Origin of the sequence: Paenibacillus peoriae KCTC 3763, from assembly GCF_000236805.1 — a bacterium.
Taxonomy (GTDB): domain Bacteria; phylum Bacillota; class Bacilli; order Paenibacillales; family Paenibacillaceae; genus Paenibacillus; species Paenibacillus peoriae.
In genome coordinates this window covers 1-19,298 of sequence record NZ_AGFX01000041.1, presented here as the reverse complement: position 1 = coordinate 19,298, position 19,298 = coordinate 1, and the positions used below count along the sequence as shown (strand labels likewise).

Sequence of the window (19,298 nt, the reverse complement as noted above, 5' to 3'; positions counted from 1 at the left end):
TTAGCGACCTCCTTTCACGCTGCGCCGAGCTTTGGTCGCAGGAACCTGCTTCATTTCCATTTTGATGGAGTCCAGCGAGTGACCCAGCTCCTGCATCTTGCGACGAATTTCATCATCGCTGCTGGATTCAAGCATGATTTTGTGCAGACTTTTTTCAATCGATTCTTTTTTCTCGAATTTCTCAAGAATGACGTCCAGTCCGCCAATGACCATTTCGAACATATTAATCTTTTCATGCAGGAGATGAAGAATATGCTCCTCAATCGTTCCAGTTGTGGACAAGTTGAAAATATGAACATCATGCTGCTGTCCAAGCCGATGCACCCGTCCGATCCGCTGCTCCACCCGCATGGGGTTCCATGGTAAATCGAAGTTAATCATATGGTGGCAAAATTGCAGGTTAATGCCTTCACCGCCCGCTTCGGTAGCGATCATGACCTGAATGCGTCCGCGGAACAGATCCATCATCCAATCCTTGCGTCCCCGGTTCATGCCGCCTCGGTAAGGAACGGCAGACAGCCCACGGTCACGGAAATAATTCAGCAAATATTCCTGTGTAGCCCGGTATTCGGTAAAAATGATCACTTTTTCGTTCATCTGACGGATGAGTTCGAGCGCTTTTTCGGCTTTGGAATTGGCCTTGATCGCTTTAATGTGTGCGACCAAATCCCAGACGCGATCGCGTAGAGGAGAGTCCGGTGCCATCTTTTTGGATAAATTAACGAGCGTGACGAATACGGCATCCCGGCTGCTGCATACTTCCCGTTGAAGGGTGACGAGAGACAGCATACTGCTTAAATTTCCGCCATTCGCCTGATATTGCTCTTTGACAAAAGAGGTCACTCCATCGTATAGCGCCTGCTCCTCCGGTGAAAGCTCCAAATGAATGTTGGAAACATTTCGTTTGGTGAATTGAACCGGGCCCTCTCCGCGGCGATTGCGGATCATGACTTTGGATAGCTCATCTTTGAGTTGATCCTCATTTTTGGGCAGACGCTTATCCACCACAAAATTGGCTGAAAAATCGCCTTGCCTTCCCAACTGACCGGGCTTGAGCAATGTAATGAGATTAAACAGCTCTGACAAGTCATTTTGGACGGGAGTTGCTGTCAGGAGCAAACAATATTTTTTACGCAGCTTCATAATGAACTGGTAGTTGGATGTCTTTTTATTTTTCAGCTTGTGGGCTTCGTCGATAATGAGCAAATCATAATCAGTATCCAGCAGGATGCTGCTGTGTGGCTCCCGCTTGGCGGTATCCATAGAGGCCACGACGACCTCGGATGACCAGGAGTATGTCTTTTTTTGGGCGACAGCGGAAATGCCAAATTTGCTGTTCAGCTCACGCACCCATTGCAGGACTAAGGAAGCGGGTACAAGAATGAGCACTTTAGTAGCAAGCCCGCGAACCAGATATTCCTTGAGGATCATTCCAGCTTCGATGGTTTTGCCCAAGCCGACTTCATCGGCAAGAATGGCGCGTCCAGACATTTGAAACAGTACCTTTCGAGCCGTATCCAGCTGATGGGGCAATGGAGTGAGGTCTTGCAAATGCTGCAAACATTGAAGTTCATCAAAGCTCGGTACCAGCTTGGCTCTTTCCGCCTCAATTGCCAGCTGATACAGATTCCAATCTCCCCATGGGCCTCCCTTGTGCAGGCGCTGGTCCAGCTCGTCCTGCCAGCTGCGATCAAATTGCACCGGAACAGGTAATGGCACTTGATTTTGTGTATGTGGGGAACTTGTTGATTTGGCTTTCATGATGATTCCCTCCCTCCTGGTAGTAGCACAGTTGAAGCTCTTGGCTCTGTCACATCTATGGCATCTATTTTGCACAGATCGTAGATGTAGTATGGACGGAAAAAGATATCTTCATAACAAGAGGGATGAAATCCGTTAGCTGCCCTCCATTAACTTTTGGAGTTTGCTTTCTGTGGAGGATTGCGCGTTGGGTGTGTAAATGCTGCAGCGCAGATCGACGCCCCCCTGTACCTGAAGGGAGGTTAGGTCAAACAACATTTTGCCAGCCTTGGCATGACGAAATTCTATGAGCACCTCCGGTGCGGAGCTTACCTCGCTCTGATTCCAAAGCTCGTTGAACTCTCCGTAAGCCTGACTCATATTTTGTATAAATTGTGCATACCAAGGGTCTGTCACGTATTGTCCGTAATAGGCACGGAAAATGGCAAGAAACCCTTTTACAAAATGCTCCCAATTCACGGCCAAACTTTTAAACTCCTTTTTGGTGAATAGCAGTTCTATCATATTGCGCTGCTCATGTGGCAGCTCGCCAAAATCCATAAAAACATGGGCTGCAGCCGCATTCCAGCCAACGATCTGGCAGCGCCGATCTGAAATAATAGCAGGGCAGTAGTGCAACTCCTGCACAATCTTTTGCAGTGAGGGGGATATGACCGTTTGTTCCGCAGGAGCAGGCGGGGCATGAAACCCGGCTTCCAGCGCCAAATCATATAAGTATTTACGCTCATCGGTGTTTAACTGCAAGGCGGCAGCAATGGCGTCCAAGACGGAGGCTGATACCTTGATATCCCGTCCCTGCTCCAGCCACGTGTACCAGGTCGTACTCACACCAGCCAGCTGAGCTACTTCTTCTCTGCGCAAGCCGGGTGTTCTGCGACGTGATCCTTGGGGCAGGCCAACCATATGCGGGTGTAGACGAGCTCTTTTTGTTTTGAGAAAAACAGATAATGCTTCCAGGCGTGCTTCGGTTTTCATAGATGTTTTCACTCCATTCATAGGTCAACGAGAATTGAGCATATGCAACCCTCTCTATAGTAGTGTTTATTATACCAGGATAAACAAACACTTGTAATAGGATAAACCGAGGGTAAAATGAGGATTGTAAGTCAGTTACCGAGCAGGAGGAATGAATAGCTATGCAAAGAGTAGTGATAACAGGTATGGGTGTCGTTTCCCCACTGGGCAATAAAGTAGACACATTGTGGGAAAATTTGCTGGAAGGCAATTCAGGTATACGTAAAATTGATACGTTCGAAGTATCCGATTTAAAAGCACAAATCGGCGGGCTGGTACAGGATTTTGATGCAGAACAGCGATGGGGACGCAAGGATGCCAGACGAATGGATCGGTTTACTCAGTTTGCATTGTATGCGGCAGAGCAGGCGCTCAAGGATTCAGCTCTGGATCTGGATCATATCAATCTAGAGCGTGTCGGAGTCTATGTAGGATCAGGAATCGGCGGCTTGGATACACTGGTGGACAATATAGAGGTGATGCTAAACCGGGGTCCGGGCAGAGTGAGCCCCACATTGGTACCGATGATGATCTCCAATATGGCTGCTGCTCAAATTAGTATTGCGTTCGGAGCCATGGGCCCCACGCTTTCGCCCGTTACGGCCTGCTCTATCGGGAATACGGCGATTGGCGAAGCCTTTCGGACCATCCGTACAGGGGACGCGGATGTCATTTTTGCCGGTGGGGCTGAAGCAGCAGTGACTAGATTGGCCTTGGCGAGCTTCGCTAATGCGACTGCATTGTCCACACGTAACGAGGAGCCTTCTATAGCAAGCCGACCTTTTGATCAGGATCGGGACGGGTTTGTCATGAGCGAAGGTGCAGGTATTCTGGTATTGGAATCATTGGAGCACGCCATCGCGCGAGGTGCGGAAATCTATGGGGAGGTCATCGGTTATGGAGCCAGTTCGGATGCCTATCACATGGTTGCACCGCATCCCGAAGGAACCGGAGCTTACTTGGCGATGAAAGCGGCCCTTCATTCGGCCCGCATCTCCCCTGAAGAAGTGGATGTGATTAGCGCCCATGCGACAAGTACATCGGTGGGAGATATAGCTGAGACCCGCGCGATTCACAAGCTATTTGGCGACTATGCCTATCAAATTCCGGTGACCGCAAATAAGTCTATGCTGGGGCATATGCTGGGAGCGGCAGGCGGTGTCGAAGCGATTGCGCTGATACAAAGTCTGCGGGAGGGCATCATTCCGCCAACGATTCATCTGGACAACCCGGACCCGGCTTGTGATCTGGATTATGTACCTCACCAAGCGCGCAAAGCGTCATTAAATATCGGCTTATCCAATTCCTTCGGCTTTGGCGGTCATAATGCGGTCATTGTGATGAAGCGTTACGAGTCATAAGTGTAATGAGTGATTGAAACCTCAGGCATTCTATCCAGCTGGATGGAATCCTTGAGGTTTTTTTGATTTGCGCAATAACAGATTCATTTTAGACAAGAGATAGAGTAAGATGTAGGAAACATTGTAGAGGACGAGAAGACATGATTTTAGATGACTGTTAATAGGATCAAGCTACAGGGATACGCACGAGTAATGGTGAAAGGTTTGGAAAAATGAAAATAGACAGACTGCTTTCTATCGTCATTTTACTGCTGCAAAAAAACAGAATACAAGCGAAGGAACTCGCCGATTTGTATGAGGTTTCAATACGGACGATCTATAGAGATATTGAAGCGATCAGTATGGCCGGTATTCCGGTGGTAACTTTTCAGGGAGCAGGTGGGGGAATCGGGCTGATGGAAGGATATCGTCTGGATCGCAGTATGCTGACAGATCTTGATGTAAAGGATATTGTGATGGGCCTGCAGAGCTTGTCCTCATCGCTCGGCGGTCCGAATGTGTCGCGGTTGCTTCACAAATTTGAGAGCATTGTACCAGCATCTGAAAAAGAGCAATTTCGTGTCCGCACCACCCAGTTCATCGTTGATCATTCCGGATGGGGAAACCAGGCTGCGCAGGAAGGCAAATTGATAAAGGTGAAGGAAGCAATGAGCCGAGCGCGCACTGTTGCTTTTACCTATCGAAACGCAGAAGGAGTGATCACCGAGCGGAATGTTGAACCGCATACGCTCGTTCTGAAGGGACAACAATGGTTTGTATATGCTTACTGTCCCGACAGGGAACAGTTTCGTTTGTTCAAGCTTTCCCGCATAAGTGAACCTGTGGTGACAGAGACGGCTTTCACCCGCAGGGATCTTTCCTATGAAGTGCTGCCATGGAATGAAGGGCGGATGGCAGCGTCCAGAGCTGTACAGCCGTTTACGTTACAATTTAACCGCAATTCTAGGCATTTGGCGGAAGACTGGTTTGGCGTGGAAGCGCTGATCGAACAGACGGAAGGAATCTATACGGTTTCGGTCCCGTTTCCTGAGGATGCATGGGCGTACGGATTTATTTTAAGTCTGGGACCCGATGTGGTTGTCAAAGAACCGGCCCATTTGCGAGACAAAATACGGGAGATGGCGCTGCGTATTGCGTCTAATTATGAAGATGCTACCGAATCATAGCGGAAATCCTGGAGGAATTTCCGGGCTAAAGTAAAATAAACCTGACTGATAGCTGTCAGGTTTATTTCGTTATACTGGTTGCATATCAGATATCAGTTAGCGAAAGGAGCTTAACAGGAATGGATAAAGCTTGTCAAAGCTGCGGGATGCCGCTGGAGCATGAGGATCAATATGGAACAGATGCACAACATGCCAAAACAGATGAATATTGCAAGTATTGCTACAAGGAAGGTGCATTTGTGCAGCCTGACTTGACTATGGAGGAAATGATTCAGCAGTGTGTGCCCATCCTGGTCGGGGAGGGAATGAAGACAGAAGAGGCGACTTCGATGCTGGGCAATTATCTGCCGATTTTGAAGCGCTGGCGTTCTTCAGACCCTACGGGACTTCAACTGGATGGACCCATTCGGGAGGAATACCGGGGTGACATCCATTTAGTCGGGTTGAAAGCACGTACGAGCAATCTCAATGAACAAACATCCCACGGGATCATTCCAGCCATGTGGGAACGCTTTTGGACTGAGGATGTGCCGGGTCGGATCAGGGGCCGTGAAGGACAGGATTCCGTCTATGGCTGTTACACTGACTATGAAAATGGAGCTTTGGGCGAGTACACTTTTTTAATCGGGAAGGAAGCGGCTGTTGATTTCCAAACTCCTGATGGTCTTGAGGAACTGCTCATCCCTGCAGCACGTTATGCTGTTTTTCAGGCATCAACAGAGCCCTCTTCTGTCATCCGTGTGTGGCAGACCATCTGGCAATGGGCGGCGACGGGACAAGCGGAGCGGACCTACACGGGTGACTTTGAAGTGTATGGCAGCCCGGATGAACCTGTTTTGATTTACATCGCAATCAAGTGATAAACGTTATACTGACTGAGAGAACCGTCCGGCCATGGTTATGGCACGGGCGGCTTTCTTTGCTACTTTAATATGATTGAACTGGACGCGGCTTTGCATATGTCTGAGCAGAAGTATAAGGTAGAAGAGCCGAAGATTTGAATGTTCATCAAACGACTTAATTCATGTGAAAAATGCCCAACAGGAGGTGTACGATGCTGGCAAAGCTGATAAATAAAATCCCGCGGGATTGGCTTGTATTCATGTATAAGCATACAATGGCCGGAAGGTTTGCCAACACACCAGAAAAAGCTTATTCAGGAGCTGCTGAAGTAGTTTTCATCCTGTATTCCGTGTCATGATATGGAAAATCGTATTTACAGGCGTTTCAAAAATACGCCGATGCGCTCCAATGCGATTTCCAGCTGTTCTCGCGACGATGCGTACGAGCAGCGGATAAAGCCCTCGCCGCCGGGACCGAATGCGGAACCGGGTACAGTAATGACTCCTTCTTCGTCCAGCAGTCGCTTGGCAAACTGCTCTGAGCTTAACCCCGTGTGCATAATGGAAGGGAAAGCGTAGAAGGCTCCGTTCGGTTCATGACAGGGCAGTCCTGTCTGACACAGGCTTTCAACGAACCATTTTCTGCGCAGATTGTAAGATTCCATCATGCGGTCTTTTTCCTCCAGCCCGTTGCGCAGTGATTCAATAGCGGCAATTTGCCCGATAATAGGAGCGCACATGGCGGTATATTGATGAATTTTCAGCATGGCAGCAATCAGCTCTCTCGGACCACATACATAACCAACCCTCCAGCCAGTCATTGCAAATGCTTTGGAAAAACCGCTGATGAGCAGTGTCCGCTCCTTCATTCCCGGCAGAGCAGCAAAGCTTACATGCCGCTGCCCGTAGGTCAGTTCAGCATAAATCTCGTCGGTTATGACGACCAGATTGTGCTCCTCAACCAGGCGGGCAATAGGCAGCCAATCCTCATAGGTCATGATCCCGCCTGTCGGATTGTTCGGATAACAGAGAATGAGCACCTTGGATCGTGGGGTCAGCTTGGCCTTGAGCGCTTCGGCTGTCAGCTTGAACTGCCGGTCAGCAGAGGTTTCGACCGTTACGGTATGCCCTCCGTTCAGAAACGTAATAGGCGCATACGAGATGTAACATGGAGCTGGAATGAGTATTTCATCGTGCTCTGTAATCAGGGCACGCAGTGCCAAATCCAGCGCTTCACTGCTGCCGATGGTGACCATGATTTCATTCGTCGGGTTATAGGACGTGTTAAAACTGCTCTCCAAATATCCGGCAATCTCCTCACGAAGCTCGGGAAGACCGGCATTGGGTGTGTATGAGGTTTTTCCATTTTCGAGAGCTGTGATACAGGCCTTTATGACATGCTGAGGGGTCACAAAGTCAGGTTCACCGACTCCGAGCGAAACGATATCTTGTCTGCCCGTACTATATTCAAAAAACTTACGAATGCCTGAAGGTGGCATTTCCCGTACAGCTGGAGTCAAAAAATCAGTTATAGATGCTACTGTCGATACGTTCGTCATGTTGATTTCCTCCTTTTAAAAAACAAAAAAACCCGCCCCTGTAAAAGGGACGAGTTCATACCCGTGTTACCACCCTAGTTTCATTCCATACGAAATGACACTCTGTTCACGTATCCATCAATACGTGTTCCGGTTAACGCTGGAAAGGCGGCAGAGCTTACTTCAGGTTCAGCCCGCTTCTCGGAGATGGCGTTCGGCTATCCTCGGAATGTTGGCTTTCACCTGCCCCAACTCTCTGCAAATCCGCTGTATAGCTTACTCGTTCTCGTCATTGAAATTTGTTGCCGTATCAAGTTAGGTGTAATTATAAGCACAACATTTCAGGATGGCAAGTCTTTTTTTAAATGCAGCGACAGCAGGATTATCATTGACGATTGGAAGATTACGTATATAGTGATAATGAGAGGGCTTGGCTCTCAGATTTTGGCGTGATTTCAGACCCTATTGCCGTGAGAGGAAGACAGCTTTATGAACGTATTTGAACGTTTTAGCGGTAAAGCTTTGCCTGCGGAATGGAGCTGGATCAATGAGCCGGCTGTATGGAAAATCGATGATTCCAAGTCTTTACAGATGTCTGCACCATCATAGGCTGATTTTTAACACTTGACGCGAATTCAAAAAGACGTATATACGTATACACGGACAGGGGAGGCAAAAGCTTGCTGTTTACAGGGAAGGGTTACAAGCTGCCCGCTTTGTTGGGGGTGCTGTTTGTAGCTACGTTGGGCTGTTTTGGGCTCATTATGTATTTGCAGTTTGCAAGTGGGACGAAGATGTATCAATTTTTATACTGGGATATATTCCTGGCCTGGGTTCCGATCTTTATTACTTTAGTAATAATGGCTTTTTGCAGATTGGGGAATGTGAAAGTCAGACGGGTTCTTATGTTGCTTAGTGGAGTAATATGGTTGTTTTTTCTGCCGAATGCGCTATATTTACTGACTGAGTTATTGCATGCGTTTCGTTTGTACAAGGTGAATCCGGACTCGCGTTTTTGGCTGGACACCACATTTTGGTTGATCTTATTTACGTCTTTTTCGGCAGCAGTGCTTGGCCTTTTTCTTACATCCCTTTGTGTATGGATCATCCACCGAATACTGCAAAAAGCTTATAATGCCTGGCTGGCGTGGATTATCATTTTTGTTTTGCTGTGGCTCGCCAGCGTGGGCGTATATATCGGCAGATTTGCTCGCTGGAATAGCTGGGATGTGCTGCTAAAGCCCTTGGTCATTCTTACAGATGTTTGGAAATGGGTGAGCCTGGCAGGGGAAAGACAGCATTTGCTGGCCTTTAGCTGGCTGGTGTTTGCGATTACGGTCATCTTTTATCTAATGATGTATATCTCTTTAAGCGAGGAAAAGGCCTGTAGGCCGAGGACACGTATGTAATGCATACGGTCTTCGGCCTTATTGCATGTGGCGAGCTAGTCGCTGGAGTTCTCTTCCCCGTGTACATCATAAAGCACGCGCACAAGCAAATCCTGACTAAAGTTGCCGAATCTTTTACCAAAAATGGTGAGCCCCCCTTTGTTCTCCGACTGATCGGATACGGATAAACGGAGTGTAATATCGCTTTTATAGTTAAGGCCGATATCGTTTATTGTGACTTCTGATATACGGCACCCGTCAATGAAACTGCCATGCTGATTGATGCGAATTAATTTGAGCATGCCATATTGATTCAAATGCGGTGGCCACCAATCGGGATTGAGAACCCCCGGTACTTCTCCAAAATCTCCGGGGCTGGTCCAGTACCCAATAGGGATACCATTGATATGAAACCAAATGTCGGAAGGATATTCCTCACAATAGCACGGTGCTTCTGAGCCCAGTTCTGCGGAGAACTGAATTTCCTTAAAGGATTGATTCGCTTTCAGATAGTTGGGGATGCGGTATTCCAAAAAGCCTTCGGCCATCCAGATCATTTCCGACTCCAGCCGCCCGGGATCTGCAAAATAGCGTGGATCATCAAAATCGCCGATAATGCTGTCTCGGGTCACCAATCCGCAAGTGGGGACCGCTTGATAGTTACTATAATGACCAATACGAATCTCCACCTCATACACATTTTTTTGTTCTCTGCTCCGCAAATCTACCATTAGCTTTTCTTTATTCAAATAGCACATTTTTCGTGTACCGTGTTTACCGCTCACTGTATTAATTTCCACCAGGCCGCATTCTTCCAGTTTGCGAATATGCATCGTAATGGTGCCGTTGCTCAAATGCAGCTTGTTAGCAATATCATTCATACTTTGTCCTTGATAGGCAAGTAACTCGAGTATTTGAATGCGAATTTCCGAGCCTAGTGCTTTAAAAATATCTAATCCGGACATTAAGTTCTTAATATAAATCATATCTATAGACCTTCCTTACCTATAAAATATGTAATGTAAGCGTTTATATTTTTACTTTGAATTATGTTAAAATAAAATCAGAAAGAAGTAAACTGCTTTTCCATAAATTATTTTTACTAAAAAATAGGGAAGCGAAACAGGTTCGAAAATAAACCCATTTTCGAAAATGAATCGTATTTAAGTTATTTAATTGATTTTATTAGTATATATAAACTTAAATACGTCTTAATTGTATTTTTTATGAGATTCAAATTAATGTTTTATATTTATTTAAAAAGATTTGTAAATGCATTGACGAACTGTAGAGGGGCGTGCTATATTTTGTTTGTAAACGAATTCATTATTGATAAAGTAAAATGTTAATCATAAGGTGCATGAGAGGGATGATACTCACAGCGGCAATGAACAACAGTTTGTGTACCGCACAAGTAAAATTAAAGCCTAGTCGTGTAAGATTATTTTAACGCCAAATGTATGCGGTTTCATTTAATTTTAGGAGGGGTCGCGATGATAAAGAAAAAAGGTTTTGCGATAACAATGGTTGTTCTGCTATTGATGGTTGCTGCATTAGCTGGTTGTGGTGGAGGAAGCTCCAGTAGCGATGGAACCAAGGAATTGACGTTCATGTTCCGTGGAGGTACGGATGAGCAGAAGGCTTATAAGGATGTTATCAAGAAATTTGAAGAGGAACATCCTGGCGTGAAGGTTAAAATGGTCGTGACGGCAGCAGACCAATATGCTACAAAGCTTAGAGCTGCGATTACAGGAAACAATCTTCCAGATATCTTTTATTTTGCCCCTGGAGATTTGAAAGCGTATGTTAATAGCGGCGTGCTGAAGGATCTGACACCTTACATTGAGAAGAGCAAGGATATAAATCTGGATAACATTTGGAAATATGGTGTGGATTTGTATCGATATGACGGTAAAATGGCTGGTCAAGGAAATATTTATGGTATGCCGAAAGACCTGGGTCCATTCGCACTTGGCTACAACAAAACCATGTTCGAAAAAGCGGGCATTCCTGCACCTGATAAAGACAAACCGTATACATGGGATGAGTTCATCAAGGTCAGCCAGCAGTTAACCAAAGATACAAATGGTGATGGCAAACCGGATCAGTATGGTACAGGCTTCAACGTTCAGTGGGCACTGCAAGCCTTTGTATGGAGCAATGGTGCGGATTGGCTAGACGCGAGCAAAACAAAAGTAGCCATTGATGATCCGAAATTTGCGGAAGCGCTTCAGTTCTTTGCTGATATGCAAAACAAATATAAAATTACGCCTGGTATTGAACAATCACAAACGCTGGACACATACCAACGCTGGATGAAGGGTGAAATGGCATTCTTCCCTGTAGGTCCTTGGGATATGAGTACGTTTGAAAAGCTGTCTTTTGAATATGATTTAATGCCATACCCGGTTGGATCGACTGGCAAACCGGCAACATGGATTGGCTCTTTGGGTATCGGTGTTTCTTCTAAAACAAAATACCCGGATGAAGCCGTAGAACTGGTGAACTATTTGACCACTTCCAAAGAAGGTATGAAGCAGCTCGTTGACGCGAAGGTACAAATTCCGAATCTGCTGGATATGGCGGATGAGTGGGTGAAGGATTCAAAAACCAAGCCTAGCAACAAGCAGGAATTTATTGATATCGTAAATGACTATGGTCGCGCATTGCCTGGCAACTATACGTATAACGCGGAATGGTATGATATTTTCTTCACGGATATTCAGCCAGTGCTGGACGGTAAAGTTACGGCAGCCGATTATGTGAAGCAGGAACAGCCTAAGATGCAGAAACTGCTGGATAAAGCGGTGGAGCAAGAGAAAAAATCACAGAAGTAATACGTAAATAACGGATAGAGGATGATGTTAGCGGCTGATATCATGCTGCTGGCATCATCCTCTATCCAAATTAGAAACAGAGGTGAGTCCTGTGATAACCAAATCTAATCTCTATCGCAAAGAGAAGATATACGGATATTTATTTATCCTTCCTCCTATTCTCGGTTTGCTAATCTTTACGTTGTTCCCGTTTGTCTATTCGTTATACGGCTCTTTTACAGACTGGGACGGATTAGGACAAATGAATTTTATTGGCTTCGACAATTTTAGAGATTTATTTACGGATGAGCTCTTTTACAAATCGATGTACAATACTCTTTTCTTAATGCTGGGTATTCCAATTGGTCTTGTATTAGCTTTACTGCTGGCACTGGGATTGAATCGCAAAATTCCAGGCACGACGACATTTCGTGTGATCTACTATATTCCGGTTATTTCTTCGCTGGCTGCGGTTTCCATCATGTGGAACTGGGCATACAACGGAGACTACGGTCTAGTGAACCAATTCCTGGAGTTGTTCGGCATTAAAGGTCCCAACTGGCTGATGGATAAGGATACGGTTAAGCCAGCCTTGATCCTGATGACAGTCTGGAAAGGTCTTGGCTACACGATGCTACTGTATTTGGCCGCTCTGCAAAGTGTATCTCGTTCTTATTATGAAGCAGCAGAACTAGATGGAGCTAGCGGTTTCCAAATGTTCCGCAACATTACATGGCCCATGGTAAAGCCGGTAACCTTTTTCCTGGTCGTAACCAATATTATTGGTGGCTCGCAAATCTTTACTGAAATGAACATTATGACACCTACAGGTGGTCCGGAATATTCATCTGCCTCAATCGTCTTCTATATTTGGGATAAGGCATTTAAAAACCTGCAAATGGGATATGCCTCCGCGATGGCTATGATTCTTGGCATCTTCATTTTTATCGTAACTTTGATTCAATTCAAAATGAATGAAAAATCGTCCTTTGATGGGGATTGATTTTCGCGGAAAGGAGTGAGTCTGATTATGTCCCATAGTCAAAGAACGAAAGTTACCAACACCATTATCTTTATTGCACTGGCCATTGGAGCGATTGCGATGATCGCACCGCTGCTGTGGATGCTGTCCACTTCGGTGAAGGAAAAGCAGGATGTCTTTGCTCTTCCGCCGGTATGGATACCAGAGGTGTTCCAGTTTGGCAAGTATAAGGAAATTTGGGAAGCAGGACCTTTGTTAAGCGGGATCAAGAACAGCGTGATTGTGGCTGTAAGTGTTACCGTTGTGGGGACCTTTACATCCAGTGTGGCTGCCTTTGCATTTGCCAAGCTGAGATTTCCTCATAAAAATAAACTGTTTCTGGTACTCATCGCATCCATGATGATTCCATATCCAACGGTTATGATTCCGCAGTTTATGATGTTTTCCAAGCTAGGTTGGGTAGATACGCTGTTGCCTCTGATAGTTCCCGGCTTGTTCGGAAATGTGGTTATGATCTTTTTCCTGCGGCAGTATTTGCTCAGTGTACCGGATGCCATTATTGAAGCGGCTAAAATTGACGGCAGTTCTTATTTTCGACTGTATTCGTCCATTACGTTCCCGCTCATTAAGCCGGCAGTTGCGGCCCAGCTTATTTTATGGTTCATGGGAATTTGGAACGATTATTTGGCGCCGATTATTTACTTGAACTCACCAGAAACGCAGACATTGCAGCTGGTTATTGCGAATTTTAATGCGACTTATGCCATTCAGACGGACTATCCGCTCATTATGGCAGCTTCCATTATTGCGTTGTTGCCTGTATTAATTATATTTCTGATCTTCCAAAAACAAATTATTGAATCGGTTGCTATTTCCGGTGTCAAAGGATAAGTGGGCACATGGCAGACGATCACCATATGTATGAATAATGGAAGGAGGAGAAGAACAGTTATGGTTATGCTGCTTATGCTGGGCCTATCCGGCTGTGGGGATAACACCCCGGACCCTGCGTATCCGCAGGCCCCGCCTCCTGATCACTTGTATGATCAAAGTGTGATAAACGATGAACACCGCTGGACCATTAACAATGCACATGACCCGGCGATTATCAAAACAGATCAGGGCTATTATGTCTACTCGACGGATGTAAAGACAGGTGGAGAGCTGAGACCGGGTGTTATGGTGCGCAAATCGACCGACCTGATTCACTGGAACTGGGTTCAGTATGCATTGCCTGGTATACCCAAGGAAGCGGGGGGATGGTCATCCGCAACGAATCTGTGGGCACCAGATGTTATCAAGATGGGGGATACCTATCGGATGTATTACTCGGCCTCTACCTTTGGCAGTAGGCGGTCAGCCATCGGGTTACAGACATCCAAATCGCCGGAAGGCCCCTGGAAGGACGAGGGACTGGTCGTTAAAACGGATGAGCATGACAAGCTGAATGCGATTGATGCTAATCCGGTGCTGGATGCGGAGGGGAATCCGTGGATGGTGTACGGTTCTTTTTTTGGCGGTATTTACATTACACGGCTTGATCCCCAAACGGGGAAGCTCAAAGAGTCCGGTTATGGGAAAAATATCGCTGCCAGAGACCGGGCAACCGAGGACGGGGCTGTGGAAGGACCTTACATTGTGTACAATCCAACCTTCCGTAAATATTACTTGTTCGTCTCGTATGATTCTTTGTTTGAGGACTATAATGTGCGCGTTGCCCGCTCGGACTCTATCACAGGGCCGTACGTGGATGTGAACGGACATGATATGGCTGACACCGGCTATTTGCCTCAATACGAGATTGGCAATAAGGTACTGGGCGGTTATCGATTCAGTGAAGGAGAAGGCTGGGTTGCGCCAGGACATAATTCCGTGCTGAAGGACGGAGAAGATTATTATATTGTTCATCATGCGCGGGGAGAAACGGACAAGAGTTGGCCGTACCTGCATGTACGCAAAATATTGTGGACGGCTGATGGCTGGCCTGTCGTATCACCGGAACGGTATGCAGGCGAGAAGGAACAGGATATACCTCAAAGATTATTATCCGGCAGTTGGGAACGCGTCGTAATGAAGCAGGAAGTCGATGGTCAGGTGGAAGCTGAACCGCTTCGTCTGGAAGACGGAGGACGGGCAACCAGCGGAACTCTTGAAGGCCAGTGGACCTTTGACGGCAAGCGTACTTTAACACTGAATTGGAGCGATGCATCCGAAGGAACCCAGGAGCAACTGTTATTGCTTCCTTCATGGGATTGGGAGTTGGGTCGCCATACGCTCGTTTTTACAGGCATGAACAATAAGGGAATTTCCATTTGGGGCAAGCGTATCAGCAATTAAAATTATGAACTACATATTACACATAGAGGAGAGAAAAACCATGAATCAACCTGTATCTTTTATTAATCCGGTTATTGAACAACGGGCAGACCCCTGGATTTACAAGCACAGTGATGGATACTATTATTTTACCGGCTCTGTGCCGGAGTATGACCGTATTGAGGTGCGGCGGGCACGAACCATTCAAGGCTTGAGCACAGCAGAGCCTGTCGCAGTGTGGCACAAATATGAAACGGGTCCATTAAGCGCGAACATTTGGGCACCGGAAATTCATTTTATTCATGATAAATGGTACATTTATTTTGCAGCAGCTCGTACAACAGAAACGAAGGAAGGCCTGTTCGACCACCGGATGTTTGTGCTGGAAAATGATGCTGCCAACCCGCTGGAAGGAGAGTGGGTGGAGAAGGGACAGATCAAAACCCGCTGGGAATCATTCGCTCTTGATGCAACAACCTTCCAGCATAATGGAGTTCTGTATTATGTGTGGGCCCAGAAGGACCCGGGCATTGTCGGTAATTCCAATCTGTACATCTCTGAAATGAGTAATCCGTGGACGCTGCGCGGTGAGCAAGTGATGATCTCTACCCCTGAATATGATTGGGAGGTCATCGGTTTTAAGGTGAATGAGGGAGCGGCGGTTCTGAAACGGAACGGACGGATTTTTATCAGTTATTCAGCCAGCGCGACTGACCACAATTATTGTATGGGTCTGTTGTCGGTAGATGAGAATGCGGATTTGCTCGATCCCAAATCGTGGGCGAAGTCTCCTGTGCCAGTATTCTGCACAAATGAGGAAACAGGTCAATTTGGGCCAGGTCACAACAGCTTTACAGTTGCACCTGACGGTAGCGATGTTCTCGTATATCACGCCCGTAACTACAAGGAAATTACAGGTGACCCGCTGTATGATCCCAATCGCCATACACGCGTGCAGCCGTTGAACTGGAATGAAGATGGAACCCCTGATTTTGGTTTTCCAGTGCCGGATGGAGCTACCGTAAATAAATAAGCGGTTGGAATGCTGTGAATGACCATGTGTTGACAAAAATAACGAAATTTCCTGAAAATAGTAGAAGTATAATTTTACTGCGCATAACAAGGATACTAGGACATGCTCTGAGCTTAAAGCTGGAGGATGTCTTTTTTTATTTTGGGAAAAGTATGAAAAAAGCTGGATTGATAAAAATGTTTAATATTTTCCACGGGATGGGAGCTGCAAATGTATGGTAAAGTGTAGCTTAAACAAGACAATATCCCAACGTTTTTTCCAAAGTCTCCTGTGCATACCGAATCCGAATCACACGAGGTGAGAAAAATGCTGCAATCATTAAAAGCTATAGCTAACTATCGGAAAGAAAATGATCTGGCCTGGGATGCGCCGACTTGGCTGAAGATCCTCGTTTCCGCTGAAGAGCGTATTGTCAATCTGGAACGCATCCGTTCCATAGGAGAGCTAAAGGATTCCAATCCTGTACTGGATTATGTGGAGCGTACGTTGCTCATATTGGACGGACTCCCATTGTCTTTCTGGATTAAGGAGCTGCTGGAGGATGTGCTGGTATGGTCTGAGGCGGCTAAAGGGGGCACAGGCCGTGAACGGCTGCGCTGGCAGCAGGAGGGGATTAATTTATTTGTGCATAATATTGGCTCTTCCCAGCTATATGTCAGACAGGCTCAAGCAGAGTTCCCAGCTTACCCGCGCAACAGCATGACCCGGATTTTGATTGAGACGCATGGACTAATCGGGCAGTATATACGGGGCGAAATTCCTTTTTCAGAAAATCGGCCGTTGCTGGAAATTACTCGCAAGGGCTGGCTAAGCGCTGAGGAGCTGGAGCTTGTTTTACGTGCTCTGAACGAATGTATTATCGCCGGGGTGGACCCTGATCTATGGGAGCAGGTTCGTGGTGAGGTAGAGCAGCTGATCGGCTGGATCGCATGGGATAACGTGCCTGTGGTGTGGGGCGTAAAAGAACGTCTCAAGCGATTGCGATCCGTTTCTATTCATGAAGGCGAGCCGTTCGAACAGGCTTACGCGGAGTTGGAGCGTGAGTTGAATGTAGAAAGGGCACTTGCTCCGCTGGAAAATCGTACGCTTTGGTATGTAGAGTCCGCTTTACAGGATTTTTCGCTCGAAGAACTGGTAAAGGTATTTTTAGTCGTACTGAGAGAGGGTACAGGACATGAGCAGCCAGCTACGGTACGTCATATTAGCTTTGAATCTCTCATGAACACGATGTATTATGATTATCGTGGTGTCAAGAAAATTAACGTATACAAAAAACGAATGATTGAGAAATATTTGAGTGCGCTGTCCTGGCAAGATCTTTTAAAAGGAAAGCGCAAACATAACCCTCATTTGAGTGTGATCGTGGAGCATAAGGAGGAGCTGCCGAGCACTGTATTTTTTAATTTTGCATTTTCATCTGCGGCTGAGAAGCTGATTGACTTTTGTATTGAGGCAGAAAAAACGCCGCTGTATGACAAAGCAGTATTGCTGCTGTTCGATCTATTCGGATTACGGCGTGATGCGTATGATCGTTTTCACAACGAGGAGACGTATCTTGCGGATATGAACCAGACCGCAGATTACAAACGGGTCATTCTGGATTACGTGACTGGAACCCGCATTCTGGATATAGGGCCTGGCGGGGGCGTGCTGCTGGATCTGATTGAGCAGGAAAGACCGGATGCATATCCGCTAGGACTTGATATCTCAGTAAATGTGATTGAAGCATTAAAACGGAAAAAACAATCGGAGGGTCACCGTTGGGATGTTATCAAAGGGGATGCGCTTCGATTGGAGGAATTTGTGGAAACGGGGAGCATGGACACGGTCATTTTTTCTTCCATTCTCCACGAGCTGTATTCTTACATCGAGCGAGATGGGACCCGGTTCAATCCGCAAACGGTCGAGGCGGCTTTGCAGAGCGCCTATCGTGTGCTGACACCCGGCGGGCGCATCATTATTCGTGACGGCATTATGACCGAACCGACAGAACAGCGCAGACGTATCCGGTTTCTGGAGCCAGACGGGATGGAATGGCTGCTGCGATTTGCCGAAGATTTTGCAGGTCGCCATATTGAAATGGAGCGTGTAAGTGAGTCTGACGCTGTTATGCCTGTCAACGATGCAATGGAATTTCTGTACACCTACACCTGGGGGGCAGAAGCCTATGTACATGAAGTGCAGGAGCAGTTTGGTTATTTTACCCCCTCACAGTATGAGGAATGCATTCGTAACACACTTGGATCACAGGCGATTATTCGGGTGAACCGCCACTATTTGCAGGAGGGTTATACTGAGGCGTTGTCCGGGCGTATTGAGTTGGCGGATGAACAGGGACAGCCGGTTCCTTTGCCAGACAGTACCTGTCTGATCGTGATTGAGAAGCCACACTAGGACTGGAAGGAGAGCATTGGCAGAACCCTCTGCTGTTTCGGGATTTTTTGCAGTCACATAAAACAAATCTGTTTTTCTTAACAAGTTTTGCATATAATACAGGTGAAGTGCCTGGTAAAATGACAATAAAGGAGCTGTGTTGAAGATGTCAAAACGTTTGATTCCCTACATCACCATGAATGGAAATGCAAAAGAAGCGATCGAATTTTATGAAAAGGCATTGGATGCGCAACAGCTTTTTGTTCAAACCTTTGGCGAAATGCCGGAAAACCCGGATTTTCCGATTCCCGCAGAGGTCAAAGGTCGTATTGGACATGCTACCCTTAAAGTCGGTGAGACCGAGCTTATGTTTTCCGATACCTTTCCCGGATCGCCGTTTAGCAGCGGGAACCAGGTGAGTATCTGTATTACAACCGACAGTGTGGAGCAAGCCAGAAAAATGTTTGATGCTCTACAGCAAGGAGGACAGGTGGGCATGCCCTTGCAAGAAACCCACTTCAGTCCGGCCTATGGGAATGTAACGGACAAGTTTGGGGTCACATTCCAAATTTTCACAGAAGCTCAATCTTAAAAAATGGAAAACGGTCAGATTTCGCTACCTTGGCGGTCTGGCCGTTTTTTGCGTACATGCCATCGTTCAACGAAAAAAAGCCCTCCAACAAGCTGATATGCTCCCATCATAGTAGA

At 46.6% G+C, this 19,298-nt stretch carries 16 protein-coding genes and 1 other annotated feature; of the genes, 12 read left to right on the top strand and 4 right to left on the bottom strand.

All coding sequences use genetic code 11. The features are described 5' to 3' along the window. Together KQI_RS0121135 and KQI_RS0121130 are read right to left on the bottom strand one after the other, a co-directional pair. A complete protein-coding gene (locus tag KQI_RS0121135; RefSeq protein ID WP_010348859.1) occupies positions 1–1,761 on the bottom strand; it encodes a DEAD/DEAH box helicase in 1,761 nt (586 codons plus the stop codon). Positions 1,762–1,896: 135 nt separating this feature from the next. After that, a complete protein-coding gene (locus KQI_RS0121130) occupies positions 1,897–2,736 on the bottom strand; it encodes a helix-turn-helix transcriptional regulator (protein ID WP_010348858.1) in 840 nt (279 codons plus the stop codon). 161 nt (positions 2,737–2,897) lie between these two features. On the opposite strand from KQI_RS0121130, the gene fabF reads away from it, so the two are divergent. From fabF to KQI_RS29395, 4 genes are all read left to right on the top strand, one after another. Next, on the top strand, positions 2,898–4,136 hold the full coding sequence (gene fabF / locus KQI_RS0121125; protein ID WP_010348857.1) for a beta-ketoacyl-ACP synthase II: 1,239 nt from the start codon (positions 2,898–2,900) through the stop codon (positions 4,134–4,136). 212 nt (positions 4,137–4,348) lie between these two features. Next, positions 4,349–5,302 carry a helix-turn-helix transcriptional regulator gene (locus KQI_RS0121120; RefSeq protein ID WP_010348856.1) on the top strand — a complete coding sequence of 318 codons (954 nt, stop codon included), beginning with the start codon at positions 4,349–4,351 and terminating at the stop codon, positions 5,300–5,302. Between the two features lie 119 nt (positions 5,303–5,421). Then, on the top strand, positions 5,422–6,162 hold the full coding sequence (locus tag KQI_RS0121115; RefSeq protein ID WP_010348854.1) for a zinc ribbon domain-containing protein: 741 nt from the start codon (positions 5,422–5,424) through the stop codon (positions 6,160–6,162). Positions 6,163–6,356: 194 nt separating this feature from the next. Next, positions 6,357–6,503: a hypothetical protein gene (locus KQI_RS29395; protein WP_010348852.1), complete on the top strand. Its 147-nt coding sequence runs from the start codon at positions 6,357–6,359 to the stop codon at positions 6,501–6,503. 15 nt (positions 6,504–6,518) lie between these two features. On the opposite strand, the gene KQI_RS0121105 is transcribed toward KQI_RS29395, so the two are convergent. Beyond that, positions 6,519–7,703 (bottom strand): aminotransferase class I/II-fold pyridoxal phosphate-dependent enzyme, encoded by a 1,185-nt coding sequence (locus tag KQI_RS0121105; RefSeq protein ID WP_010348851.1) that lies wholly within the window; start codon positions 7,701–7,703, stop codon positions 6,519–6,521. Between the two features lie 42 nt (positions 7,704–7,745). Beyond that, positions 7,746–7,984, bottom strand: a binding site (T-box leader). A gap of 378 nt (positions 7,985–8,362) precedes the next feature. On the opposite strand from KQI_RS0121105, the gene KQI_RS0121095 reads away from it, so the two are divergent. After that, a complete protein-coding gene (locus KQI_RS0121095; RefSeq protein WP_010348849.1) occupies positions 8,363–9,091 on the top strand; it encodes a DUF1361 domain-containing protein in 729 nt (242 codons plus the stop codon). Between the two features lie 35 nt (positions 9,092–9,126). Here KQI_RS0121095 and KQI_RS0121090 read toward each other — a convergent pair whose 3' ends face one another. Next, a complete protein-coding gene (locus KQI_RS0121090; protein WP_010348848.1) occupies positions 9,127–10,056 on the bottom strand; it encodes an ArsR/SmtB family transcription factor in 930 nt (309 codons plus the stop codon). A gap of 507 nt (positions 10,057–10,563) precedes the next feature. Here KQI_RS0121090 and KQI_RS0121085 point away from each other — a divergent pair. The 7 genes from KQI_RS0121085 (at position 10,564) to KQI_RS0121050 (ending at position 19,182) form a co-directional block, all read left to right on the top strand. Further along, positions 10,564–11,907 carry an ABC transporter substrate-binding protein gene (locus KQI_RS0121085; RefSeq protein ID WP_010348847.1) on the top strand — a complete coding sequence of 448 codons (1,344 nt, stop codon included), beginning with the start codon at positions 10,564–10,566 and terminating at the stop codon, positions 11,905–11,907. Positions 11,908–11,998: 91 nt separating this feature from the next. Continuing rightward, positions 11,999–12,889, top strand: coding sequence for a carbohydrate ABC transporter permease (locus KQI_RS0121080; protein WP_010348846.1), 891 nt, complete (start codon positions 11,999–12,001; stop codon positions 12,887–12,889). A gap of 27 nt (positions 12,890–12,916) precedes the next feature. Beyond that, positions 12,917–13,759: a carbohydrate ABC transporter permease gene (locus tag KQI_RS0121075; RefSeq protein WP_010348845.1), complete on the top strand. Its 843-nt coding sequence runs from the start codon at positions 12,917–12,919 to the stop codon at positions 13,757–13,759. Positions 13,760–13,819: 60 nt separating this feature from the next. Beyond that, the gene (locus KQI_RS0121070; protein WP_010348844.1) at positions 13,820–15,205 is read left to right on the top strand and encodes an arabinan endo-1,5-alpha-L-arabinosidase; all 1,386 of its coding nucleotides are present in this window, start codon (positions 13,820–13,822) and stop codon (positions 15,203–15,205) included. A gap of 40 nt (positions 15,206–15,245) precedes the next feature. Further along, entirely contained in the window at positions 15,246–16,217 is a 972-nt protein-coding gene (locus tag KQI_RS0121065; RefSeq protein ID WP_010348843.1) for a glycoside hydrolase family 43 protein, read from the top strand. A gap of 306 nt (positions 16,218–16,523) precedes the next feature. Continuing rightward, on the top strand, positions 16,524–18,611 hold the full coding sequence (locus tag KQI_RS0121055; protein WP_010348841.1) for a class I SAM-dependent methyltransferase: 2,088 nt from the start codon (positions 16,524–16,526) through the stop codon (positions 18,609–18,611). Between the two features lie 145 nt (positions 18,612–18,756). Then, positions 18,757–19,182, top strand: a complete 426-nt coding sequence (locus KQI_RS0121050) for a VOC family protein (RefSeq protein ID WP_010348840.1) — start codon at positions 18,757–18,759, stop codon at positions 19,180–19,182. Positions 19,183–19,298: the final 116 nt, after the last annotated feature.

What these genes read in the sequence shown, in the direction of transcription:
- KQI_RS0121135 (WP_010348859.1), bottom strand. Translation starts at nt 1,761, where the DNA reads ATGAAAGCCAAATCAACAAGTTCCCCACATACACAAAATCAAGTGCCA.
- KQI_RS0121130 (WP_010348858.1), bottom strand. Translation starts at nt 2,736, where the DNA reads ATGAAAACCGAAGCACGCCTGGAAGCATTATCTGTTTTTCTCAAAACA.
- fabF (WP_010348857.1), top strand. Translation starts at nt 2,898, where the DNA reads ATGCAAAGAGTAGTGATAACAGGTATGGGTGTCGTTTCCCCACTGGGC.
- KQI_RS0121120 (WP_010348856.1), top strand. Translation starts at nt 4,349, where the DNA reads ATGAAAATAGACAGACTGCTTTCTATCGTCATTTTACTGCTGCAAAAA.
- KQI_RS0121115 (WP_010348854.1), top strand. Translation starts at nt 5,422, where the DNA reads ATGGATAAAGCTTGTCAAAGCTGCGGGATGCCGCTGGAGCATGAGGAT.
- KQI_RS29395 (WP_010348852.1), top strand. Translation starts at nt 6,357, where the DNA reads ATGCTGGCAAAGCTGATAAATAAAATCCCGCGGGATTGGCTTGTATTC.
- KQI_RS0121105 (WP_010348851.1), bottom strand. Translation starts at nt 7,703, where the DNA reads ATGACGAACGTATCGACAGTAGCATCTATAACTGATTTTTTGACTCCA.
- KQI_RS0121090 (WP_010348848.1), bottom strand. Translation starts at nt 10,056, where the DNA reads ATGATTTATATTAAGAACTTAATGTCCGGATTAGATATTTTTAAAGCA.
- KQI_RS0121085 (WP_010348847.1), top strand. Translation starts at nt 10,564, where the DNA reads ATGATAAAGAAAAAAGGTTTTGCGATAACAATGGTTGTTCTGCTATTG.
- KQI_RS0121075 (WP_010348845.1), top strand. Translation starts at nt 12,917, where the DNA reads ATGTCCCATAGTCAAAGAACGAAAGTTACCAACACCATTATCTTTATT.
- KQI_RS0121070 (WP_010348844.1), top strand. Translation starts at nt 13,820, where the DNA reads ATGGTTATGCTGCTTATGCTGGGCCTATCCGGCTGTGGGGATAACACC.
- KQI_RS0121065 (WP_010348843.1), top strand. Translation starts at nt 15,246, where the DNA reads ATGAATCAACCTGTATCTTTTATTAATCCGGTTATTGAACAACGGGCA.
- KQI_RS0121055 (WP_010348841.1), top strand. Translation starts at nt 16,524, where the DNA reads ATGCTGCAATCATTAAAAGCTATAGCTAACTATCGGAAAGAAAATGAT.
- KQI_RS0121050 (WP_010348840.1), top strand. Translation starts at nt 18,757, where the DNA reads ATGTCAAAACGTTTGATTCCCTACATCACCATGAATGGAAATGCAAAA.